The organism is Methanosarcina sp., from assembly GCF_049706645.1.
Lineage (GTDB): Archaea > Halobacteriota > Methanosarcinia > Methanosarcinales > Methanosarcinaceae > Methanosarcina.
Window position 1 is genome coordinate 1 of record NZ_JBNAKP010000007.1, and the last position, 21,088, is coordinate 21,088.

General features: G+C 43.6%; 19 protein-coding genes. 9 read left to right on the forward strand and 10 right to left on the reverse strand.

The genetic code is table 11. From position 1 onward, the window contains the following. The first annotated feature begins 221 nt into the window (after positions 1–221). The 5 genes from ACPK8D_RS02270 to ACPK8D_RS02290 all read left to right on the forward strand — a co-directional run bounded on the left by ACPK8D_RS02270 (position 222) and on the right by ACPK8D_RS02290 (position 4,248). Positions 222–719, forward strand: a complete 498-nt coding sequence (locus ACPK8D_RS02270) for a pyruvoyl-dependent arginine decarboxylase (RefSeq protein WP_424716222.1) — start codon at positions 222–224, stop codon at positions 717–719. A gap of 310 nt (positions 720–1,029) precedes the next feature. After that, the gene (locus ACPK8D_RS02275) at positions 1,030–2,067 is read left to right on the forward strand and encodes a deoxyhypusine synthase (protein ID WP_424716223.1); all 1,038 of its coding nucleotides are present in this window, start codon (positions 1,030–1,032) and stop codon (positions 2,065–2,067) included. A 63-nt stretch (positions 2,068–2,130) separates the two neighbouring features. Beyond that, a complete protein-coding gene (locus ACPK8D_RS02280) occupies positions 2,131–2,652 on the forward strand; it encodes an ArsR family transcriptional regulator (protein WP_424716224.1) in 522 nt (173 codons plus the stop codon). Continuing rightward, positions 2,652–3,440 (forward strand): MarR family transcriptional regulator, encoded by a 789-nt coding sequence (locus tag ACPK8D_RS02285; protein WP_424716225.1) that lies wholly within the window; start codon positions 2,652–2,654, stop codon positions 3,438–3,440. Before ACPK8D_RS02280 ends, ACPK8D_RS02285 begins: the two co-directional genes overlap by 1 nt. 262 nt (positions 3,441–3,702) lie before the next feature. Continuing rightward, a complete protein-coding gene (locus ACPK8D_RS02290) occupies positions 3,703–4,248 on the forward strand; it encodes a metallophosphoesterase (protein WP_424716226.1) in 546 nt (181 codons plus the stop codon). 193 nt (positions 4,249–4,441) lie between these two features. Here ACPK8D_RS02290 and ACPK8D_RS02295 read toward each other — a convergent pair whose 3' ends face one another. The 8 genes from ACPK8D_RS02295 to ACPK8D_RS02330 all read right to left on the reverse strand — a co-directional run bounded on the left by ACPK8D_RS02295 (position 4,442) and on the right by ACPK8D_RS02330 (position 12,735). After that, on the reverse strand, positions 4,442–4,663 hold the full coding sequence (locus ACPK8D_RS02295) for a hypothetical protein (protein WP_424716227.1): 222 nt from the start codon (positions 4,661–4,663) through the stop codon (positions 4,442–4,444). 393 nt (positions 4,664–5,056) lie between these two features. Further along, positions 5,057–5,626 (reverse strand): RPA family protein, encoded by a 570-nt coding sequence (locus ACPK8D_RS02300; protein ID WP_424716228.1) that lies wholly within the window; start codon positions 5,624–5,626, stop codon positions 5,057–5,059. Beyond that, the gene (locus tag ACPK8D_RS02305; RefSeq protein ID WP_424716335.1) at positions 5,627–6,880 is read right to left on the reverse strand and encodes a replication protein A; all 1,254 of its coding nucleotides are present in this window, start codon (positions 6,878–6,880) and stop codon (positions 5,627–5,629) included. It lies immediately after the preceding gene. Between the two features lie 336 nt (positions 6,881–7,216). Then, positions 7,217–9,055: a cation:proton antiporter gene (locus ACPK8D_RS02310; RefSeq protein ID WP_424716229.1), complete on the reverse strand. Its 1,839-nt coding sequence runs from the start codon at positions 9,053–9,055 to the stop codon at positions 7,217–7,219. 320 nt (positions 9,056–9,375) lie between these two features. Then, positions 9,376–9,990: an ABC transporter permease gene (locus ACPK8D_RS02315; RefSeq protein ID WP_424716230.1), complete on the reverse strand. Its 615-nt coding sequence runs from the start codon at positions 9,988–9,990 to the stop codon at positions 9,376–9,378. Further along, positions 9,981–10,643, reverse strand: coding sequence for an ABC transporter permease (locus ACPK8D_RS02320; protein WP_424716231.1), 663 nt, complete (start codon positions 10,641–10,643; stop codon positions 9,981–9,983). Before ACPK8D_RS02320 ends, ACPK8D_RS02315 begins: the two co-directional genes overlap by 10 nt. A 29-nt stretch (positions 10,644–10,672) precedes the next feature. Beyond that, complete coding sequence (locus ACPK8D_RS02325) at positions 10,673–11,800, reverse strand: ABC transporter ATP-binding protein (protein WP_424716232.1); 1,128 nt, start codon at positions 11,798–11,800, stop codon at positions 10,673–10,675. Positions 11,801–11,829: 29 nt separating this feature from the next. Next, a complete protein-coding gene (locus tag ACPK8D_RS02330) occupies positions 11,830–12,735 on the reverse strand; it encodes a glycine betaine ABC transporter substrate-binding protein (RefSeq protein WP_424716233.1) in 906 nt (301 codons plus the stop codon). 965 nt (positions 12,736–13,700) lie between these two features. Between ACPK8D_RS02330 and glmU (ACPK8D_RS02335) the strand changes: the two genes are divergently transcribed. The 4 genes from glmU (ACPK8D_RS02335) (at position 13,701) to glmU (ACPK8D_RS02350) (ending at position 19,364) form a co-directional block, all read left to right on the forward strand. After that, a complete protein-coding gene (glmU, locus tag ACPK8D_RS02335; RefSeq protein WP_424716234.1) occupies positions 13,701–14,918 on the forward strand; it encodes a bifunctional sugar-1-phosphate nucleotidylyltransferase/acetyltransferase in 1,218 nt (405 codons plus the stop codon). An 18-nt stretch (positions 14,919–14,936) separates the two neighbouring features. Next, entirely contained in the window at positions 14,937–16,790 is a 1,854-nt protein-coding gene (glmS, locus tag ACPK8D_RS02340; protein ID WP_424716235.1) for a glutamine--fructose-6-phosphate transaminase (isomerizing), read from the forward strand. Positions 16,791–16,869: 79 nt separating this feature from the next. Then, positions 16,870–18,174 (forward strand): phosphoglucosamine mutase, encoded by a 1,305-nt coding sequence (glmM, locus tag ACPK8D_RS02345; RefSeq protein WP_424716236.1) that lies wholly within the window; start codon positions 16,870–16,872, stop codon positions 18,172–18,174. Beyond that, entirely contained in the window at positions 18,171–19,364 is a 1,194-nt protein-coding gene (glmU, locus tag ACPK8D_RS02350; RefSeq protein WP_424716237.1) for a bifunctional sugar-1-phosphate nucleotidylyltransferase/acetyltransferase, read from the forward strand. Before glmM ends, glmU (ACPK8D_RS02350) begins: the two co-directional genes overlap by 4 nt. A gap of 201 nt (positions 19,365–19,565) precedes the next feature. Here the strand turns inward: glmU (ACPK8D_RS02350) and ACPK8D_RS02355 are convergent, their stop codons facing one another. Further along, positions 19,566–20,099 carry a hypothetical protein gene (locus tag ACPK8D_RS02355; protein WP_424716238.1) on the reverse strand — a complete coding sequence of 178 codons (534 nt, stop codon included), beginning with the start codon at positions 20,097–20,099 and terminating at the stop codon, positions 19,566–19,568. Between the two features lie 385 nt (positions 20,100–20,484). Beyond that, a complete protein-coding gene (locus ACPK8D_RS02360) occupies positions 20,485–20,673 on the reverse strand; it encodes a hypothetical protein (protein ID WP_424716239.1) in 189 nt (62 codons plus the stop codon). Between the last annotated feature and the right edge of the window lie 415 nt (positions 20,674–21,088).

Here is a 21,088-nt window from a genome sequence, read left to right on the forward strand (position 1 = left end):
ATATACAAGGAAACTATGGTTTAGATATTTAAAGAGAAAAACGAAGAGGCGAGGGTTCACTTCATCCCCTACCTAAAGGAAGGGGTATTCGTGACCCTCTGCGCTCCCGTTGTAATAAATAGAAGTTTAACTTTTTTCCACCAGGATTGAAGGGCAACGCTTAAAAATGATAATTGCCATCTGGATTAAGTTTGAATTGATTATTTCCCAAGGATGCAAAGATGATTACGAAGTTAATTCCCAGAAAAGTATTCTTTACAAGTGGAGCTGGTACACACCCCGAACATCTTGAATCATTTGAAGTTGCACTCCGGGACGCGGGTATTGAGAAATTTAACCTTGTAACCGTAAGTTCGATCCTGCCCCCTAACTGTGAGATCGTATCCAGAGAGGAAGGCCTCGAAGAGTTGAGTCCCGGAGAAATCGTATTTTGCGTAATGTCCAGGATCTCTTCCAATGAGCCAGGAAGGATACTCAGCGCATCGGTTGGATGTGCACTCCCGAAAAACGTAAGCAAGCACGGTTATATTTCAGAGTATCACGCCTATGGAGAAACCGCAGAGGATGTAGGGGATCATTCAGAGAAACTTGCGAAAAGCATGTACAGCACCTGGATAAATGAGGCACCTCTCAGGAGCCTGAGTTTTCCCAGGTCATCTTCCGTAGATGAACATGGAGACTGGATGACCGTAATATCTTCAGCAGTTTTTACTATCTGAATATTAACAGGTATGCCTGTAATAATTTCTGAGATTGTTTACAAGCACCAATCTGGGAATCTCAAAATCGCTCATCATGCTGTCAATTCATACTCTTTGCTCCTGATTCAAACCTGGTAAATTAGTTTTCCTTAAGAAGACTCGTCATTGTCGGATATCGTCCAGTGGAAGAGTCCGCATATATTGATATTTAATAAAAAATATATAATTACCTAGCGCTACTTGCATTTCTTACCGCTTGTTGCCGAATGCCTTCAGGTGTTAGAAATCACATGCAAAACTATCATTATCTGCTTATTAGGAGAATGGTATGCGTCTTAATGTATTCACAGATAACCCAACCGTTCCGATAGATGTAAAAGACAGGTCCGTAAGTGAATTGATGGACGGGATGCTCAAAACGGGCTTCCAGGGAAGGAAGCTGGCCGAATCCGTCCAGGCCTGGCACAACATGCTAAAAGAAAAGGATATGACCGTGCTTATGGGCCTGTCCGGAGCTATGGTTCCTGCTGGCATGCGCAGGATTATTTCCTATATGATCCGGGAGAGGATGATAGATTGCCTTGTAAGCACAGGGGCGAACCTGTTCCATGACTCACACGAAGCGCTCGGCAAGAAACACTATGTAGGCTCACATCTGGCTAACGACGAAAAACTCTTCGAGCACGGCGTGGACAGGATTTACGACGTTTTTGCAGTGGAGGAGGAGTTCAGGACCGCAGATAACCTGATTGCGGATTTTGCAGAAGAAATAGGGGAAATTTCCTGTTCATCAAGGGAGTTCATGCACCTGCTCGGAAAGGAACTGGTAAGGCGAGGAGCTGCAGAGGATTCCATAGTTGTAAGTGCATACAGGCACAATATCCCTATCTTCGTTCCTGCACTTTCGGATAGTTCCATCGGGATCGGGCTTACAATTGCAAGAAGAAGAGGACTGAAACTTGAGATCGACCAGATAAAAGACGTTGACGAGGTCACGCAAATTGTGGAAAAATCAGGAAAAACCGGCGTTGTCTACATTGGAGGCGGAGTCCCGAAGAATTTTATCCAGCAGACCGAAGTAGTAGCTTCCATCCTTGGAATGGACGTTGGAGGGCATGATTATGCAATTCAGTACACTACCGATGCTCCGCACTGGGGAGGACTTTCAGGCTGTACTTTTGACGAAGCCGTTTCCTGGGGAAAGATCGCAGCCCAGGCAAAAAAAGTGCAGGTCTTCGTGGATGCTACTATCGCTCTCCCTATTGTTGCCCATGCACTGCATGAAAAATGCCGTGAACTGAAACGGAATGCCCCGATTTTTGACTGGGAAGGGCCTGAAGGGCTTGATATCGATTACAAAAAGTAATCAAATTACAAATCTTTATTATATTTGAAAGCTTATAACGTAAGACGAGAAGGAGAGGAGTAAATGGGTAAAAGAACTCGAATAATTAACGATCCTTCCTATTTAGTACCATTACTCAGGACTTTTGGGTCAAGAACTCATAAAAAGATATTCGACGCACTTTCAAACAAATGGATGACCAGAACAGAAATCGACGAGTTTATAGGTTCAGACTCGTCAAAAAGCCTTCATATTCTGAAAAAAGCCGGACTCCTTGAGAGCCAGTGGAGAGTTCCGGAGGCAGGACAGAAACCCTCCAAAGAATACCACAGCTCCTATTCCAAAGTTCAGGTTAACTTCCAGTGTTCTTTTGAAGATCTGAGTGACATTATCATGCTGACCTTCAAACCGTACGAGGAGGTCAAAGATGCAATGGAAGAACTGGAAAGGCTGGTAGAAGAAGGCAATACATCCATGAGCAACCTCACACGGACCCTTAATAAAAACCCGTTTTATATCTGTGCTGTTGCTCGCAGATCTGAAAGGCTTTCGGTAATGGGACAGAGGTTAAAAGTAATTGAAGATGTAGAGGAGAACTACGATTGATGATCAAAATCCTCCAGACTAAAAGCGGAGTAACCAAATTTCAGGTCCTTATCGAAATTGCAGCCCACCAGCCGAATGTAAGACAAAAAGAAATTGCCGCAAAGATTGGAATAACTCCCCAGGCAGTTTCCGAATATATTAAAGAACTTGTAAACGATGGGCTCATAGTTACTGAGGGCCGGGTCCGGTACAGGATTACAAAAGAAGGCGTAGAATGGGTCCTTGAAAATGCCACCGAAATGAAGCAGTACGCCCGCTTTGTCATGGAGGATATAATCAGCCATGTTTCAACCTGGACAGCAATTGCAAAAGAGGATGTAAAGGAAGGCCAGCAGGTATACCTGAAAATGGAAAAGGGACTCCTGTACGTTAGCAGCACGGAAAAAACAGGCGCATCAGGCAATGTAATTTCCGATGCCGCGGCAGGGGAAGATGTGGGAGTAACAAGCCTGAAAGGCCTGATCGACCTGGAAAATGCCACAATTACAATCTGTAAGGTTCCGAGGATTGAGCGCGGAGGGTCAAGAAAAGTAGATATTGAACGCCTGAGGACTCTGGCAAGCTCAAAACCCTATATAGCAGCTATCGGCGTGGAAGCGCTTATCGCCCTGCGCAAGATCGGCATAACCCCGAATGTTATGTTCGGAACAAATGAATCAGTTATTGAGGCTGCATACCATGGACTGTCATCCCTTGTTGTCTCAGTGGATGAGCAGGTTCCTTCCCTTCTTAACAGGCTGGAGACCGAAAATCTTGAGTACGAACTCGTAGACCTGACACTGGAATAATCCGTGCTAATTTTTGAATAATAAACCCCAGGCCTTCGGGTTTGGGTCAAAAACTCTTATTTTTCCAGAACACAACCATTGAAGCCGTAACCGTTGAGCTGCAACCGCTGGGCCACAACCGTTGGGCCGCTTGACCACGCCGTCGCCAGGGTTTTCGCTCAAGCCTTTTTTGAAAAGGCTTGCGATCAAGCATATTTTTGAAAAGGCTTGCTGCATAGATTTATCTTTAAATGGCTTATTTTATATAATCAGGAGATTTCCCATGAAACTGATTGTGCTTTCCGATACTCATCTGAAAACCGGAGAAATTCCTCAGCAACTCCAGAAGCTCCTTGAGGAGTGTGACCTTATAGTCCATGCAGGGGATTTCAGTACTGTAGAGGCATATCAGGCCTTCAACGCCGGCGGCAAATTAAAGGCAGTCTTTGGAAACGATGATGTTTCCGAACTCAAAAAGCTCCTTCCCGAAAGGCTGAAATTCGAAGTTGAAGGGGTAAAGATCGGAGTTGTACATGAAGGAGGGCTTTCGGTTACAGATACAACTGCTCAGGGTTACCTCGCAAAAGAAATGGAGGTAGATATCCTGATTTTCGGGCACCTGCACCGGCCTTTGATAGAAAAAAGGGATATTGTGCTTGTTTGCCCTGGCTCTCCTACCAAACCCAGGATGTCAAACCCAAGTGTCGTGGAACTCGTGATCGAAAAAGGAAGTATTAACGGCAGGATAATTACTCTTGAGGGAGATAGCTGTGAATATATAAAGTTCCGCGATGCTCTGAAAAAAGGCAAGCAAGAAAAGAATCTTTGAGACGAATGAGCGCCTGGATTTAGTAGGGAGACCTGAAAAAGGAAGAACTAAAAGATACTTACCTAAATCAAGCCTCATAATATTTTTATAGTAGTTTAATACAGCTTTGAAAATGGTATCTGAAGCCTGGACTCTAACACAAGCCTAGCTAAGTGATGTATAAGGAATTCTATTTTCTGCGAGCCTTACAGGTTCACATTGTTTCCATTTTGAACATCACACCCGAACCCTGAAGGCTCAGGTATACCTTATCTCCGAACTCAAAAATTTTGTCGATATCCACATTGCTATTCCAGTCATACACGAAATCATAGGTGCCCTGCATGGACTTGAAACCCAGAGACAGCAGTCTCTGGTTGATTTCTGACGGGCGAGCCCCTTCACTGCTGAACCAGACCAGAAGATAAGTTTTCACAGGATCATCTCACATCTCAGTTTAATTATTTTATCACTAAATTTCATTCAAGCACACGTTACTCATTTTATACCATGTTTCGTTTATTTATCTATATTTTGCCTCTTCGGACTTTATGGTCGGTGAAAATAAAAAAAGTTTACTTAATGCAACAGATGTCCTGAAATTAAATAAAAGAGTTATAGAGAAAAAGGAAAAAGGAGAAAAAGAAGTAAATACCCCTGAAATTAGATAGCATAGAAATTAGATAACAGAAAGGCAAAAGAAGAGAAAGAGAGCCGAGAGAAGATGGAAAGAAGATTCCTGAGAATAAAAGCTGATTTTATGAATAAAAAAGAAATAAGGGGCATTTGACCCCGGTTTTAACTATTTTATGGTTCTCATTTTTTGATTTCATTTTTCTTCTTTGAGGGACTCAAGGGCCTTTTTGACCATTGCACGGTAGGAATCCGTATCAGTCGAGTAGTGTTCTTTTGCAAGCTTTGAGTTCGGGTCTTCCTCTGCCTCAACTGCCCTTATCCTCTCAAGAGTCTGCTTTGCGGTATCGAGCACCCAGAGGTTCCGGGTAAGTTCGTCTACCTGCTGGATGGACTCGGGGCGGATAGAAGTAAGGACGTTTCCGTCGTCTGTAGTATAGGTGCTTGTCTTGCCCACAACTGCCACAAAAGCCGGCAGTTCGCAGTCAGCGAGGAATTGAGCTGCCTCAGGCTGGTACTGTCCTGCATAGACCAGGAAGGAACCTGTTGGGTCTGAAACCCTTCCCCTCCAGTATTCGGAGTCAGTGCCGATATCTTCCTTTTCGATAAGTGTGCCAACAAGGAAGATACGGTTTACCTTAGCCCCTGTGGGAGTCAGGACATACTGCGGAGCATACTGATCACTTTCGTCCCTCGAAGTCAGGTTAGAATCCTTCAGCTCCTGGGCAAAAACCCTGCGGGAAGCTTCTCTGAAAAAGCCTGGCATTTACTGCACCTCCAGTTCGGTAAGCATTTCATCAAGCATCTCTTTATCCAGAGAAGTTCTGGGAGTAATGGAATCCACAAGAATGTAACGGTCAAGCTTGTGCCCGGTTACAGTATAATACCTGCCTACCAGTTCGTGTTTCAATTTATCCAGCACAACCCCGGGATCAAGGGCATCTGCTGCCATTGCAATTGCAGTATCAAGAGAAAGTCCTGCAAGCTCTTCAGTAAGTTCTCTGTTAATCAGGGCATCCTGAGTGGAAGTTCCGGAATCCAGAACCGCTTTTATCCTCAGGTCGTATTCCCCTTTTACTTTCCCGTGCTCTGCACAGGCACCCTTAACCAGAGCCCTCTTACACTCAGGGCAGCGTTTTATGAGGCCTGAGCCGGTCTGGATGTCCACCATTGCTCCGAAATATGTGGAAGTTGAGGACCCGACTTCGATATCTTCATCAAGCTCTTCTATGGAACTTGACCGGTTAAGCTGGATCTGGGCCTTGCCACCCCATTCATTGACAACTACATTTTTCAACATGTAGCTCTTGCCTTCTTCCATGTCCGGAAGTTCGGAACTGGCCCAGTTAGTAAATTTGATAACACCTGTGTGGTCCCCTAGAAGCCCTGCCTGCTCAATCGATTCGTGAGAGTTTTCCCAGAGCTGGACCACTTTTCCTTTGACTGTGGCCCACTGGCCTCCTGCAAGGTCGGAGATGTCCCTGAGTTCGGATTCTCTCGCAGACGGCGTGAAATCCCCTCCTCCAACCCCAATGGGTTCATCCAGCTTTTCTACTGAACTGTTCTTGTTGAGCTGAACCTGGAACCTGCCATTATACTCCCCTACGACAACGCTCCTGAAGAGGTAACTTTCTCCCTGCTCAAGCTTAGGCAGTTCAGCATTTTTCCATTCAGTAAATTTTATGATTCCTGTTTCATCCCCCAGGAGCCCTACCTGAGAGATGGACTCGTGAGTATTTTCCCAGAGCTGGACAACCTTTGCCTTAAGATTTGCCCACTGCCCGTTTTCCGAGATATCCACGATCTTCGTAAGCTGGGGCTCAGCCTGCCTCACGTAAAATTCATTCTTAGGAATAGAATATTTCTTCAAAAAATAATTGGTCACGCTGCGCTGGGCTTCGTTTGAAGGAACTTTAAATTTCGTAATCAGTTCATCAAGTCTGCTTTCGACGTCCTCTACAGGTACATCGATGCCAAGCTTCAAAAATCGATCTCGAATAGATTCTGCGGTTTGCTTCATTCTTTCTACCTCAAGCCTCTTGTTTATCTTTATTGTATAGAGAGGCGTTCTATCATACAACGCCACGGCATATAAAGTTAAGGAAAGCGGAGTGAAAGTATTCATCTCAAGGCCGTTGCCAATATGTGAGAGAGCTCGTTTTAAAGGCTGCAAAGTCCTGAAGGATTGTCCCCTGAGATCTACTCTTATGCAAGGGAATAATTACTTTTTTGAAACCGTTTTTAAATTCCCGACAGCAATAATATCTGCTTCCTGCTTGAGTTCAACTTCGAAATCATTCAATCTTTCATTACGATTTTTTTTTGATAGACATATAATTCGAATCTATACTTAAACTTATTTGTTGAGAATATCTGAAGCACGTTTTCCCACGTCTCCTTCCCCAATAATCGTTACAATGTCACCGGATTCAAGTATCAGATTACTATATGCGATAATAGATCTTTTTCCCCGCTGTACCATGACTACAAGGCTTTTTTCCGGAAAATTAATTTCCTTAATGGCCCTTCCCATGACCTTCGGATTGGTGACCTTGACTTCCATAATATTGCCTCCTCCACCCACCTCACACATGGAGAAAAGATGAGGCCTTCCTATCATATTGTCAATAACTGCTGCAGTTGTTATGGCAGGGCTCATGGCGCGGATTCCAAGATCCCAGAAGGCCTGAAGGTTCTCTGTGTGATTTACCCTGGCAACCAGCTGGTCTCCTCTAAACCCAAAACTTGCCTTTGCAATCTGGCAGAAGAGGAGATTCGTATCGTCTTTGTTTGTAGTTGCAACAATGTATTTGGTATTCTCGATCCCGGCTTTTTTTAGAGTATTTATGTCTCCTGCATCTCCCTGCACAGCCCTGACCCCCATATTCAGGCACTTATTACACGCTTCTTCGGAACTGTCTACAACCACTACGTTTTCCCCCCGTTTGTCAAAGCGTTCGGCGAGAATCCGGCCTACTTTTCCTCCTCCGATAATCAAAATTTCCATAGGAATTACCCCCAGTATCTGAGCCACTCTTTTTGACATGCTTCCTGTCAGGAAGACTGTGGTAATGACTGTCAGGAAGACCAGGCCCACAATAGTCTGCCCTCCCGGAACGCCCAGCTCATCCAGTTTGATAGCGAAGTAAGTTGCAACCGAAGTTGGAACGACTCCTCTTGGTCCTATAAATGAGATAAATAACTTTTCATTGGTGCGGAACTTTGATTTCCACATCGAGGCAAAAACAGAGATAGGACGGACGAAAAAGACCATCAGTAATACCAGAGCAACCCCTTTCCCCCCGATTCCCATAATATATTCGAATTTCAGCATTGCTGCTAACAATATGAAAAGTAGAGAGATCATTACAGTTACCAGGTCACCCTTGAACTCCTTTATGGTTTCTTTGTAGGGAAACTCGGAAGTCCCTATAATGATTCCAAAGACTGCCAGCGCAAGGATTCCAGACTCATTCCCCATAAGTTCTGACAACACGAAGCAGGCAAACACCGAAGTGAGAGTAAGCATTCTGGCAGTCTGTTTGCTGATGAGTATGCCCCTGGTAAAGAACCAGCGAAGGGTGAAACCACTTATGCTTCCTACGAATAAACCGATTCCAACCCTTTGCAGGATAAAAAAGACTGCATCCATCCCGGAAAGCTCTGCTGCAATCCACTCAAAAACTACCGCAGTAAGGATTACACTTGCAGCATCGTTCAGTACGCTCTTAAGTTCCAGAACCTTGCCAACCTTATGGCAAACCTGGATATTTCTTAGGATTGGACCGACTACCGTTGGTCCGGTTGCAGTAACCAGAGCCCCGAAAAGTGCAGCAATCTGAAGAGGAACATCTATAAGTAAATTTGTAAGTACGGTTATCCCGAGAAAAGTTATGAACACTCCGATTGTGGTCAATTTAAGGACACTTTCATGATATCCTCTCAGTTGCTTCATATCAATATGAAGCCCTCCGTCAAAAACTATCACGGATACTGCGATTGCCACTATGGCAATGAGCTCCTCGAAATAAACGGCAGGGTTTAGCAGATTGAGAACTTCGGGTCCTACTATTATTCCTTCAACTAATAGAAAGATTATAAAAGGAACTTGGAAATGGCGGCTAAGGGTCTGTGCCAGAAGTGACATGACCAGCACAGCAACAATCAGCCCCAGGAAATTTACCGAATCAATCATGAGGTTCTCTATCAACTTATGTAACTCTTTATTAAAAAGATTAGTGTGTATTCCAACTATTTTAAAAAAGAAAATTGTTAAAACATCATATGCAAAGACTATTTTACTAAAAATAGTCAAAAAAATCCAGCGAGTCTTTTAAGTAAAATTTAATAGGAAGGTAATCTCAAAAATGTGATATTGTAATAACATAAAGCTAGTTCAGGGATATGAAGTAGGTCAAAAATCGGAAAGAAGTTTTAGGAACGAAAACAACTAGCCTGCAAGAACAATCTTTATTATTTGGAAAGTAAGTGTATTCACTAGATAGAAAATCCAGTTCATTTTCTAAGATATTCCGGAGTTAACCATCGCTCTATCCTCGAGAAGGAAAAGTCAAGGAAAAGCGCTATGCCTATGACAGGCAGAACTCCTGCAAGGACTTTAGCCGTATTAAAATTCGTAAACCCTTCGAAAATCATGGATCCGAGACCTCCACCTCCTATAAGGGCCGTCAGGACTGCAATACTGTTTGCAAGAATCGCGGCAAATTTTATTCCGGCAAATATAGCAGGATATGCATTTGGAAGCTTTACATTTCTAAGTATCTGGAGATCGGTCAGTCCGATACCTTTTGAGGATTCGATAAGTGCAGGATCTACATTGAAAAGCCCGATATAAGTATTTTTGATAATCGGAAGCATTACCCTCAGCATTATGGCAATGACTGCGGGCGTAAAACCGATTCCTATAAGAGGCACAATAACAGCTACAACCGCAAAACTGGGGACTGCCTGGAAGAGGTTTGAAAATCGCATTATTATCGAAGCTAATCCTGCACTGTACAGGGAAAGGAGTATTAATGGAATTGCGACAAGAATTCCTGCGACAAGTGCAGTGTAAGTTAAAACCAGATGCTCAAGCGTGGCCTGCAAAAGCTCTGCTGTTAAGACCATCTTCCGTACCTCACCTGAAGAATATGTTCTATTGCACCCGCAGCCCCGTCAAGAAATACCGCAAGTATTCCTACCCAGGTACCTGTGACCAGGATTGTTCCCATATCGTAGAGCTGGATTCCGTTCTGAAGGGCTGCCCCAAGCCCACCTGCAGCAATTAGCCCTCCGAGGGTTACAACTCCCATTGTAAATACCACTGCGATCCTGATGCCGCCTGCAATTAGAGGCAGAGACAGAGGAAAACGGACTTTGAGCAGGATTTCCCGCCGTGTCAACCCCATAGCTTCCGCGATTTCAAGATATTGCCCGGGCACGTTAGAAAGGCCGGTATAGGTATTCCTGGCAATCGGAAGAATTGAATAGAGAATGGATGCCACAATTGTTGGCCCTTTCCCGATTCCGAAGACCGGAAGCAGGATCACAAGAAGCGCAACGTCAGGAATGGTCTCCACGACATTCAAACCGTTAAGGACAGGGTCTGCAAATCTCGGATTCCTGTAGGTCAGAACCCCAATAAGCACACCGGCAAGAACTGAGAAGAAAAGAGCAACCGCAAACATGTACAGGTGCTCAAGTGTGCGCAGGGTGAGCAACTGAGAAGTCCAGACTCGCAGGATTTCCGCAAAAATCTCATTAAAGCTCCAGGTTGTCAATTGATCACCTTTCAAGGCTTAAGACCGACTCAGACCAGATTCTGGAGAATCCTGTCCGAAAATAGAATATTCTCAGGCTTATCACCTTCAAGGACAAGCCCCATAGATTCCCCCTCGGCCTTGAGCCGTATAAGGGCTTCAAGAAGTGAAGTTTCAGGAGAAAATAACGGCAGGGGTTTTAAAGCTTCTTCAAGGCTTTTTCCCGAGGATGCTGCTTTCACGACATCGGTTAAGCGTACATACCCCGCACTTTCCGGGCTTTTAAAAACGAGTGCGATTTCAAGCCCTTCCGCGGACATATAGTCAAGAGCCGATGCTGCAGACACGCCGGGATCGAGAATATACCGTTTATCAAGGGGCTGCGCCAGATCCTTCACTTTCAGAGCATCGATATGCCTGTACTTTCTTTTTGAATCGACAATCTCGGCAACCAGTTCATTGGCTGGAGAAAAAATTAACTCCTGAGGTGTTCCCACCTGGACAAGTTCAGCGTTATCTATGATCGCAATCCTGTCGCCAAGCCTGAAAGCCTCGTTGATATCATGCGTGACAAATACAATGGTCCTTCCAAGCTCCCTTTTGATCCTGTAGAATTCATCCTGTAGCTGCGCCCGAAGGAGCGAGTCAAGCGCCCCGAAGGGTTCATCCATCAGAAAGAGAGGCGGATTCATTATCATAGCTCTTGCAAGCCCGACTCTCTGCTGCTGGCCTCCACTCAGCTCGTGAGGATAGCGGTCCATAAAAATCTGCGGAGGGAGAGAAACAAAGTTTAGCAAATCCCGCACCGCCTCGCGGATTCTTTCATCCTTCCAGCCTTCCAATTTCGGAATGAGCCCTATATTCCCGGAAACCCGCAGGTGGGGAAGAAGCCCGATATTCTGGATCACATAGCCGATGTTCCGCCTGAGCATGATCGGGTCAAACTTACTGATATCTACCCCGTTTATCGAGATGCTGCCAGAATCAGGTTCTACCAAACGGTTCATCATCCTGAGGGCAGTCGTCTTTCCGGAACCGCTTTTCCCTATAAGGATTAGGACCTCTCCTCCCTTAATTTCAAGGTTCAGGTTTCTGACGGCAAAGTTTTCTCCATACCTTTTTGTGACATTTTCAAGCCGGAGGAATTCAATCCGCTCAAAAATCTTTCTGGATATCATATTCAGGCGCCATATCAGCCTGGAAAAGCTCAGGCTGAAATCAAACTTTCATTTACCAGGAAATCGTGAGCAATATCTCTTGCTTCCCTGCCGCTTATATCGTATTCTGAATTAAGGCCCCTCATGGTTTCCTGATCAATCCTGCCGTCAAGCTGTTTCAGAGCTTCAAAAGCTTGCGGGTTTTTCTGCGCAAAGTCTCTGGAAACAAGAATTACGGTATCATAGGGAGGAAGTGCGTTCTTATCGTCCTCGAGCACCTTTAGCCCGTACAGGTCATTGCGGGTGTCTGTGGTATAGGCACTGATCGCATCGACTTCTTTATTTTTGAAGGCTTCATACATAATGCCTGGAGCCATAGAATTATAGCTTTTAAACGTGAATCCGTAAACCCGGGCGATCTGCGGAAGCCCGTCCTCTCTTGTAGCGAATTCGGGGTCAGTTCCCATTATCAGATCAGGCGCATAAGGAGCAAGATCACTGATCCTGGAGATTCCATTAGCCTCAGCCCAGTTCCTGTCAACAGCTATGGCATAAGCATCCTCAAAGCCCAGGCGAGCCGCAATTACAATCCCATCGCTGTTAAGCATACCCTGCTCGGATTCATTGTATACTACAGCGGGATCCCACTCTTCAAGAGGCGGTTTTTTTAAAATCTGACTGTATATGGTTCCTGTGTACTCAACATAAGACTGAATATCCCCTTTTTTCAGGGCTTCGTAATTTACAAGCGTGCCACCGAGATTTTCTTTTACCTCAGTTTCGTACCCTTCCTCTTCAAGCAAAAGCGAAATCATGTGGGCGGTAATATAGGATTCCTGAAAAAGTTTAGTTCCAATTACAACTGTTTCCTGAGCCTGAGTGGAATTTTGTTCATTCGGAGCATTTTCCGTACAGCCGCCTACCAGAAGCGAGGTTGCAAGCAGCAAAAATACCATAGCACGAAACTTCGTTTCAATCCCTCCGGAATAATCCTGACCCCTTTTACCAGTTAATATCCTTTTTGATGCATTGCCTAAATTTTACTGTCGATACTAGTTATAACTTATTATTTTTCAACTTTTTATAAAGACAAAGGGGAACAAAAGAAGAGTAAATGTTTAAACGTGTTATAGCAACCCAGTGTTTTTACAGGGCTTTGCGGAAGAAATCGAATGCATGAATGCAAACTTTCAAGGCTGGACGTAAAAATTTCATTTCAGAGCCGATTGTAATTGCGGCAGAATGAAAATAAGTGAGTAAAAAGGCGTCCAGGAATTACCGGTGTACTGACAATCCGTAAACCTGAACTTGCACGATAATTCTCAAAGTATAATTCTCTCATTGCCAAAGACAATTATTTTCATTGCCAAAGCACAATTATTCTTGGAGTACGATTTTCATATTAAAATGTTTGCTTATAGATACGTTAATACTATTTAAATTCCTTTGTTTTGTGGCATTATAGAAAACTATAGAGTGCTTAGAAAAATTCTAAGAATTACACCAGTGTTTCCTGGTAGTCGCCGTAACTATTTATTAAATGTGTAAGATATGATGAAAATATTTATATAAGTCAAGCTTCAAGAATTGCCCTAACTCTCAAGCCTTAAGAAGCATAAGGCATAAAAAGCAGGAAATACATATCTGAGTTATGAAATAAATATTTTTCTGCACTTTCAAAAAGATAAAATACGTTGTAAAAGCTAAAATCTGGAGGGAATTCCTTCAAAATTCTCAGATTTATGTTCCGGAGGTTGTTTATCCTGTATGGAGAACTTATTTAGTAATAATAAAGGGATTACTTTTTTATTGTTAGCTGTCTCTTATACAGGTATAACACTCTAGATATATTTAGACAAAGGGATTTTGTTTAAAACTTTCAAAGGTAATGTATAAATTCTAAAAAAGGTTCATTAAATCTATGAAAGCTATTATCCTTGCAGCAGGAGAAGGGCTGCGCTGCAGGCCTCTTACTCTTACTCGTTCAAAAGTAATGCTTCCTATCGCCAACAGGCCTATTCTGGAGCATGTAATAGATTCGCTTGAAAAAAATGGAATAACTGATATTATATTGATTGTCGGATATAAAAAAGAACGCATAATGGACTATTTTGAAGACGGGCTGAACTTCGGAGTAAAAATAAAGTACATCGAACAGAAAGCCCAGCTTGGTACTGCACATGCAATCGAGCAGGCAAAAAATTTGATCGGCCCCGAAGACTCGGAATTTCTTGTTCTCAATGGAGACAACCTGGTGGAACCTAAGACCATAGCGGATCTTCTCAATAACTATGAAGGGGATGCAACCCTTCTGACTGTAAGGATGGAAGAGACCGCAGGCTATGGGGTGGTTCTAAAAGAAAGAAAGAGAGTTACAAGGATCCTGGAGAAAAGGCCTGGAGATCTGAGCCGTATCGTAAATACGGGAATTTATGTATTTACGCCGCAGGTCTTTGAAACCATCGAAAAGACTCCGATATCCGAAAATGGGGAATATGCAATAACCGATACCCTCCAGCTTATGATTGATGAAGGGAAAATCATTACTTCCGTTCCTACCGAATCAAAATGGCTTGATGCTGTCCATGCCTGGGATTTATTGAAAGCAAATGCCATAGTCTTAAATTCTGCCAGGAACTTCAAGCTTGAAGGAGAAGTGGAAGAGGGAGTTGTCATCAGGGGAAAAGTAGCAATAGGAAAGAATACCAGGATTCGTTCCGGAACTTACATTGTAGGCCCTGTTGTCATAGGAGAGAATTGTGATATCGGCCCCAATGTAGTTATTCTCCCCTCCACAACAATAGGAGACAATGTATCGATCCGGTCATTTACCGAAATCCAGAATAGTATAATAATGAACGACTGCAGGATATATTCGCACGGGCAGATCTCGAATTCCATATTTGGAAGTAACAATACAATTGGTTCGGGTTTCTTTGTTGAGGAAAAAGAAGGCCTGTCGATCATTATGAACGGAACCATTCATCGAGCCCCCAAACTCGGTACCATCTTTGGAGATGACAACCGGATTGGGAACAGCGTACTTGTGAAGGCCGGAGTAACGATAGCTGTTGACTGCCAGGTTGAATCTGGAAATACCATATACAAGGACCTGTCCCGTCATTCGGTGGTTCTTTAATCCCAGGAAGGTGAAAAAATGTGTGGAATCGTAGGATATGCAGGGGAAAATTCTGCTGCATCTGTCATTATAGAATCCCTCAAAAAACTCGAGTACCGCGGATATGATTCTGCTGGGATTTCGATTCTGGGCAGCGGAGTCGATACTTACAAATCGGTAGGCAAAATCGTAAACCTTGAAGCCACAGTCCCAAACAAAATAAATGGCAGTATAGGAATAGGGCATACCCGCTGGGCAACCCACGGGCGCCCCAGTACAGTAAATGCTCATCCGCATAATTCCGGAAACCCGTGTAAGATCTCAGTTGTGCATAACGGAATCATAGAGAACTACATGGCATTGAAAGAGCGGCTGACTTCAGAAGGATACGAGTTTAAATCGGAAACCGATACAGAAGTGATCGCACATCTCCTGCACAAACACATATACAGGGAGCCCGATGGAAAAGAAGCAAAGTGCGAACTCCTTACAGGACTCCGGGAGGCACTAAAAGAGATTGAAGGTTCTTATGCCCTTGCGATTCTCTGTGCTGACGAACAGGGAAAACTCGTACTTGCCCGGAAAGACAGCCCACTTGTTATAGGGCTTGGCAGAGGGGAGAACTTTGCCGCATCGGATGTAACTGCTTTTTTGAATTATACAAGGGATGTCATTTTCGTAAATGATTTTGAAACCGCAGTTCTGACTCCTACCAGTGTAGAGATTTTTGATAGAGAAGGAAAAATCCGGGAAAAGAAGATAGAAAAGATCGAATGGGACTTTGAAGCTGCTGAAAAAGCCGGTTACGAACACTTTATGCTGAAAGAGATTCACGAGCAGGTGAGTGCGATTCATAACACGCTTGCAGGTAAGGTCTCGGAGCTTGAAGGAACCATATATCTCAAAGAACTTAATATGAGCGAGGACGAGATAAAAAAGCTTTCGAGAGTTCAGATTCTGGCGTGCGGAACCTCCTGGCACGCAGGGCTGCTTGGAAAGTACCTCTTTGAGCAGCTGGCAGGAATCCATTGCGATATAGATATTTGCTCGGAATACAGGTACAGAAGCCCGGTTATGAATGACGGGACTCTTGCCATTGCAATTACGCAGTCTGGAGAGACTGCAGATACCCTCGCAGCCGTGAGGGAAGTAATGTCCTATAACTGCCCTACGCTTGCGATTACAAACGTTGTAGGAAGCACCATTACAAGAGAAGCTAACAGTGTGCTCTACACCAGAGCAGGGCCTGAAATAGGAGTTGCCGCGACCAAGACTTTCAGTACCCAGCTCACACTGCTTTATCTGCTCGCCGTAAAGTTTGCCCTCTCAAGAGGCAAGCTAAGTCCGAATTATGTTAAAGGGTTCATCACGGATCTCAGAAAAGTACCTGGCCAGATTCAGCAGATTCTTAACCAGAAAGAGACAGTAAAAGAATGTGCAGAGGTTTTCGCTCATGCAAAGAGCTATTTCTTCCTCGGCAGGCACCTTAACTATCCGATTGCCCTTGAAGGAGCTCTCAAACTAAAAGAAATTTCATACTTGCATGCTGAAGGTTTTGCAGCAGGCGAGCTTAAGCACGGGCCAATTGCCCTGCTTGAGAAAGGAACTCCTGTAGTTACCATTGCAACAAGAGGGCAGACCTATGATAAAGTACTGAGTAATATAAAAGAAGTAAAAGCCAGGGATGCGACGGTTATCGCGGTGGCCGATAATAAAGATACCGAGATCGGAAAATATGCAGATGTCGTGCTTACGATTCCTCAGAGTAGCGAACTGCTTTCTCCGCTGCTCAGTGTTGTAGTTCTCCAGTTGCTTGCTTATTATACTGCACTTGCTCGGGGATGCTCGATTGACAAACCGCGCAATCTTGCAAAAAGTGTCACCGTTGAATAATGGAAAGACTGAAAATTTAAAAACTAAAAATCAAAAGAATTAAAGAAAATACACTTCAGAAAACTTCGGAGTGGGACATATGAAACTCTTCGGATCTTCAGGAATAAGAGGGATAGCAAACAAAGAAATCACGCCCGAACTTGCACTTAGTGTAGGGCTTGTATTGGGAAGCCGGAAAAAGACCGCAGTTATCGGGAGGGATCCCAGAGTTTCGGCCCCTATGATCGAACATGCCCTGATTGCAGGAATGACTGCGGCAGGTTGTGCTGTAACAGAGATCGGCCTTGTTACTACCCCAACCCTGGCATATGCAGCCAGAGAATACGAATGCGGTGTAATGGTTACAGCCTCCCACAACCCTTCTGAGTATGTGGGGATCAAACTCTGGAATCCTGACGGCATGGCTTTTGACTCGGCGCAGCAGGACGAAATTGAAAAAGCTATTGAAGATGCGGACTTTTCAAGGGTTCCCTGGAACCTGATAGGCAAATTCGAAGAAGACGGAAATGCTATTCGGGCCCATATGAATATGATCAAAAAGCTCGTCGGAAGTTCCAGCCTGAAGGTAGTACTGGACTGCGGATGCGGAGCAGGAGGGACAATCAGCCCCTATCTCCTTCAGGAACTGGGGTGTGAAGTAATAACCCTGAATGCCCAGCCTGACGGCCACTTCCCCGCGAGAAACCCGGAACCGAACGATGAAAATCTTTCCATGCTCAAAAAAGCTGTTGTGGATTTCGGAGCCGATCTTGGAATCGCGCATGACGGCGACGCAGACCGGATGATGGCAGTTGATGAGAAAGGCAATTTTGTTTCGGGAGACGAGCTGCTTGCAATTTTCGGGCGTTTTGAATGCAACGGCAGAAAAGGTACAGTCGTTGTGCCTGTGGACACTTCAATGATGGTCGACGATTCCCTTAAAGATTCGGAAATCGTGAGGACAAGAGTGGGGGATGTCTATGTCGCAGAGGGCATAAAACAGTGCGGTGCTATTTACGGAGGCGAACCGTCAGGAAGCTGGATTTTCCCGAAGATTTCCTACTGCCCTGACGGGATTTACGCAGCCGCAAGACTTGTGGAGATTGTAAACGAAAAGAAATTAAGCGAGCTTCGAGAAGAGCTTCCCAGATATGCCACAAAAAGAGGAGCAGTCCCATGCGCAAACGAGAAGAAAGCAGAGTTTATGGAAAAAGTAAAGGTTAAACTCGAGCCCCTGGGAAAAGTCCTTGATATTGACGGCATTCGCGTTGAAATGGACAACGGATGGGTACTTGTCCGCCCCTCAGGGACGGAAGCAAAAGTGAGGATCACGGCTGAAGCCCGGGAAAACGTAGATGAGATTTTCGAGATGGCTGAAAAGATGGTAAAGGAGGCGCTTAAATGAAAGCTGTTGTCCTTGTGGCAGGCAAAGGCACAAGGATGGAACCTCTGACTTCCGACTGTCCTAAAGTAATGCTCCAGGTTGCAAATAAGCCCATCCTTGAGCATATACTTAATTCAGCTATAGAAGCAGGCATTGAAGGCTTTGTCTTCATTACCGGTTATCTCGAAGAGCAGATAAGGGAGCACTTCGGGGACGGAAGCAGATGGGGAGTAAGCATAGAGTACGTGCGGCAGAAAGAGCAGTTAGGGACTGCAAATGCGATAGGCTGTGCAAAAGGGTATGTTAATGGGGCTTTCCTTGTACTCAACGGGGATATGCTCATAGGACAGGAGGACTTAAAAGCTCTGGTTTCAAGGACAGAAGAAGCTGTCATTTGCGTAAAAGAAGTTGAAAACCCGTCGGATTTCGGAGTGCTTGAGACTGAGAATAATAAAGTTATCAGGATAATAGAAAAACCTAAAAATCCTCCCACTAACCTTGCAAATGCCGGAATATATCTTTTCAGGGAATCTATTTTTGATTTTATTGATAGAACCCGGGCGTCAGTGAGAAACGAATTCGAGATTACGGACTCACTCCAGATGCTGATCGATAGTGGATCGGCTGTGGGCTACAGTCCCCTCCAGGGCAGATGGATAGATATAGGGTATCCCTGGGACCTCCTGAAAGCAAATGAATACCTCCTGAAAGACCTTAAGGGCAGGTGCGAAGGGATCGTGGAACCGAATGCAACCATAAAGGGGGAGGTTGTAATCGGGAAAGGCACTCTTATCAGGAACGGTTCTTATATCGAAGGCCCTGTGATAATGGGGGAGAACTGTGATATCGGGCCTAACTGTTTTATCCGCCCTTTCACTGCAATCGGGAACCATGTCAGGGTAGGAAACGCCGTCGAAATAAAGAATACGATTATCATGGAAAATACCCATGTGGGTCACCTGAGTTATACAGGAGATAGCATTATCGGACGGCGCTGCAACTTTGGGGCGGGTACGAAGGTTGCAAATCTCCGGCATGACGGGAAAAATATAAAAGTAATGACGAAAGGTAGGATTCTTGATTCGGGCAGGAGAAAACTCGGAGTGATTATGGGAGATGATGTGCATACCGGTATCAATACAAGTATAAATATCGGCGTGATGATGGAAAAAGGAAGGTATACGTATCCCGGAGAGATTGTCAAACATTAACCTGTAACAAAATTCGGAAAATAGAACCAGGAATTCAGAAAGTAGAACTGGAACCATAATCCTGAACGCTAAAATTCTGAAAGACAGAATCAGGAATTATTCTGAAAACAAAACCAGGCATTCTGAGAATAAAATTGGAGCCCTTTTCCCGGAAAGGGATATTTCAAATTAATTTTTTGTCGGGCTCGGGAAAAGCTGTTTTTATTTATAAAATTTTTTTAAAGTCCAGAGCACTGTGCCTCGGAAGTATCCTTCGGTTTCCACCTTTAAAGAGCCGTCATTCATGCTTTTTACGGCTTCCTTCAAGGGCTCCTTCGAATCAAGCGCTTTTCTTACAGTGTTTTCATCGGTTTCCACTGTTATGGAAGGCCCGAACTTTGAGTTAGGGTCATTAGGAGTCTCATACATGTAAAAATCTCCTATTTCTCCTCCTCTCATCAGTATAGTCACATAAAGCATCTCGCCGCTCTCAAGCTTAATTTTCCCGGCAATTTCCTCACTGGCTACAAATCTTTTAAGGACTTCGGGAACTTCATCGGAATTGTTATTATAAAGTTCGGCTTTTGTACTCAGTTCTGCAAAGAGCTCGTTTTCTATAGTAGAATTCTCAGGTGCTTTATAAGGCTCGGCTTTTTTGATATCGCCTGCACTTGAGGCTGCGCCTGCTATCGGGGCAAACAAAAGCATAATAAGAAGGAAAATACTCAAAATTCTGGTTTTACTGCGAGAAAACATAATTGAAAATAAGAGGCAGGGATATAAAAAAGTTATCGATATAAGTTAAACCTGAAACGGGACAAAAGAATTAGAAGTTCAGGTATAAAATCTGCAAGTAACGAAGTATATAGATAGTTAACGGTGAAGTTAGTGAAAGAGATAGGTAGAGAAAAATAAGGTAATGAAAAATACGGTAACGAAAATACAGGTAATGAAAATACAAGTAATAATAATACAAGTAATAATAATACAATTAATGAAAAATAGGGTAACGAAAATATAGGTAATGAAAAGTATATGTGATTGAAAGTCTAATTGGAATTTAAGTAATAAAATAAAAAAGAATAAAATAAAAATTTACCGACCTTGCGTTTACTAACGGTAAACCCATTACGGCAAATTTTTAAAGTTTGAGAGAGGGCCTGAACACCTCGGAACAGTATTTGTCGAAGACCTGGTCTTCAACCTGTTCGAATAACTTTTTGTAATCTTTCGATTTCGGATCGTGCTTGCTCATCGTTTTCTTGACTTCAGAATTCATCTTATCAAGAGTTTTCTGGTCGAAACCTTCCGTATTCTCCATAGTAAACATAAAAATCATACTCTGAAATTACCTTATTAGGCACTAAATTTTTAAGTCGCTAGTCTGCGGTATTACCGACACAATATTACTGTATAATCTTAAGAAGTATACATAAATATATTAGTCAGGTAATTTACTCAACGTTTTTGATAAATTTTCAAATCTGTTTGAAGATAACTTTTGATCAATAATTAAAAGTTTTATATTATTTATCTAATATATTAGCTTTCTCTTTTAAATAAGACTTTCACGCGCGCTGCAAAGGTCCGCAATCTCAAAATTCTAACATGAGAATCTCTGGAAAGCCTGTTACTTACATTAACCTTTGATTCAAGTCTCTTTCAAATGACAAATCACTTATTTGTTTACTCATATAAATATTTTACACTCAGGTAATGTCCCAAAGGACATATACATTGTTACA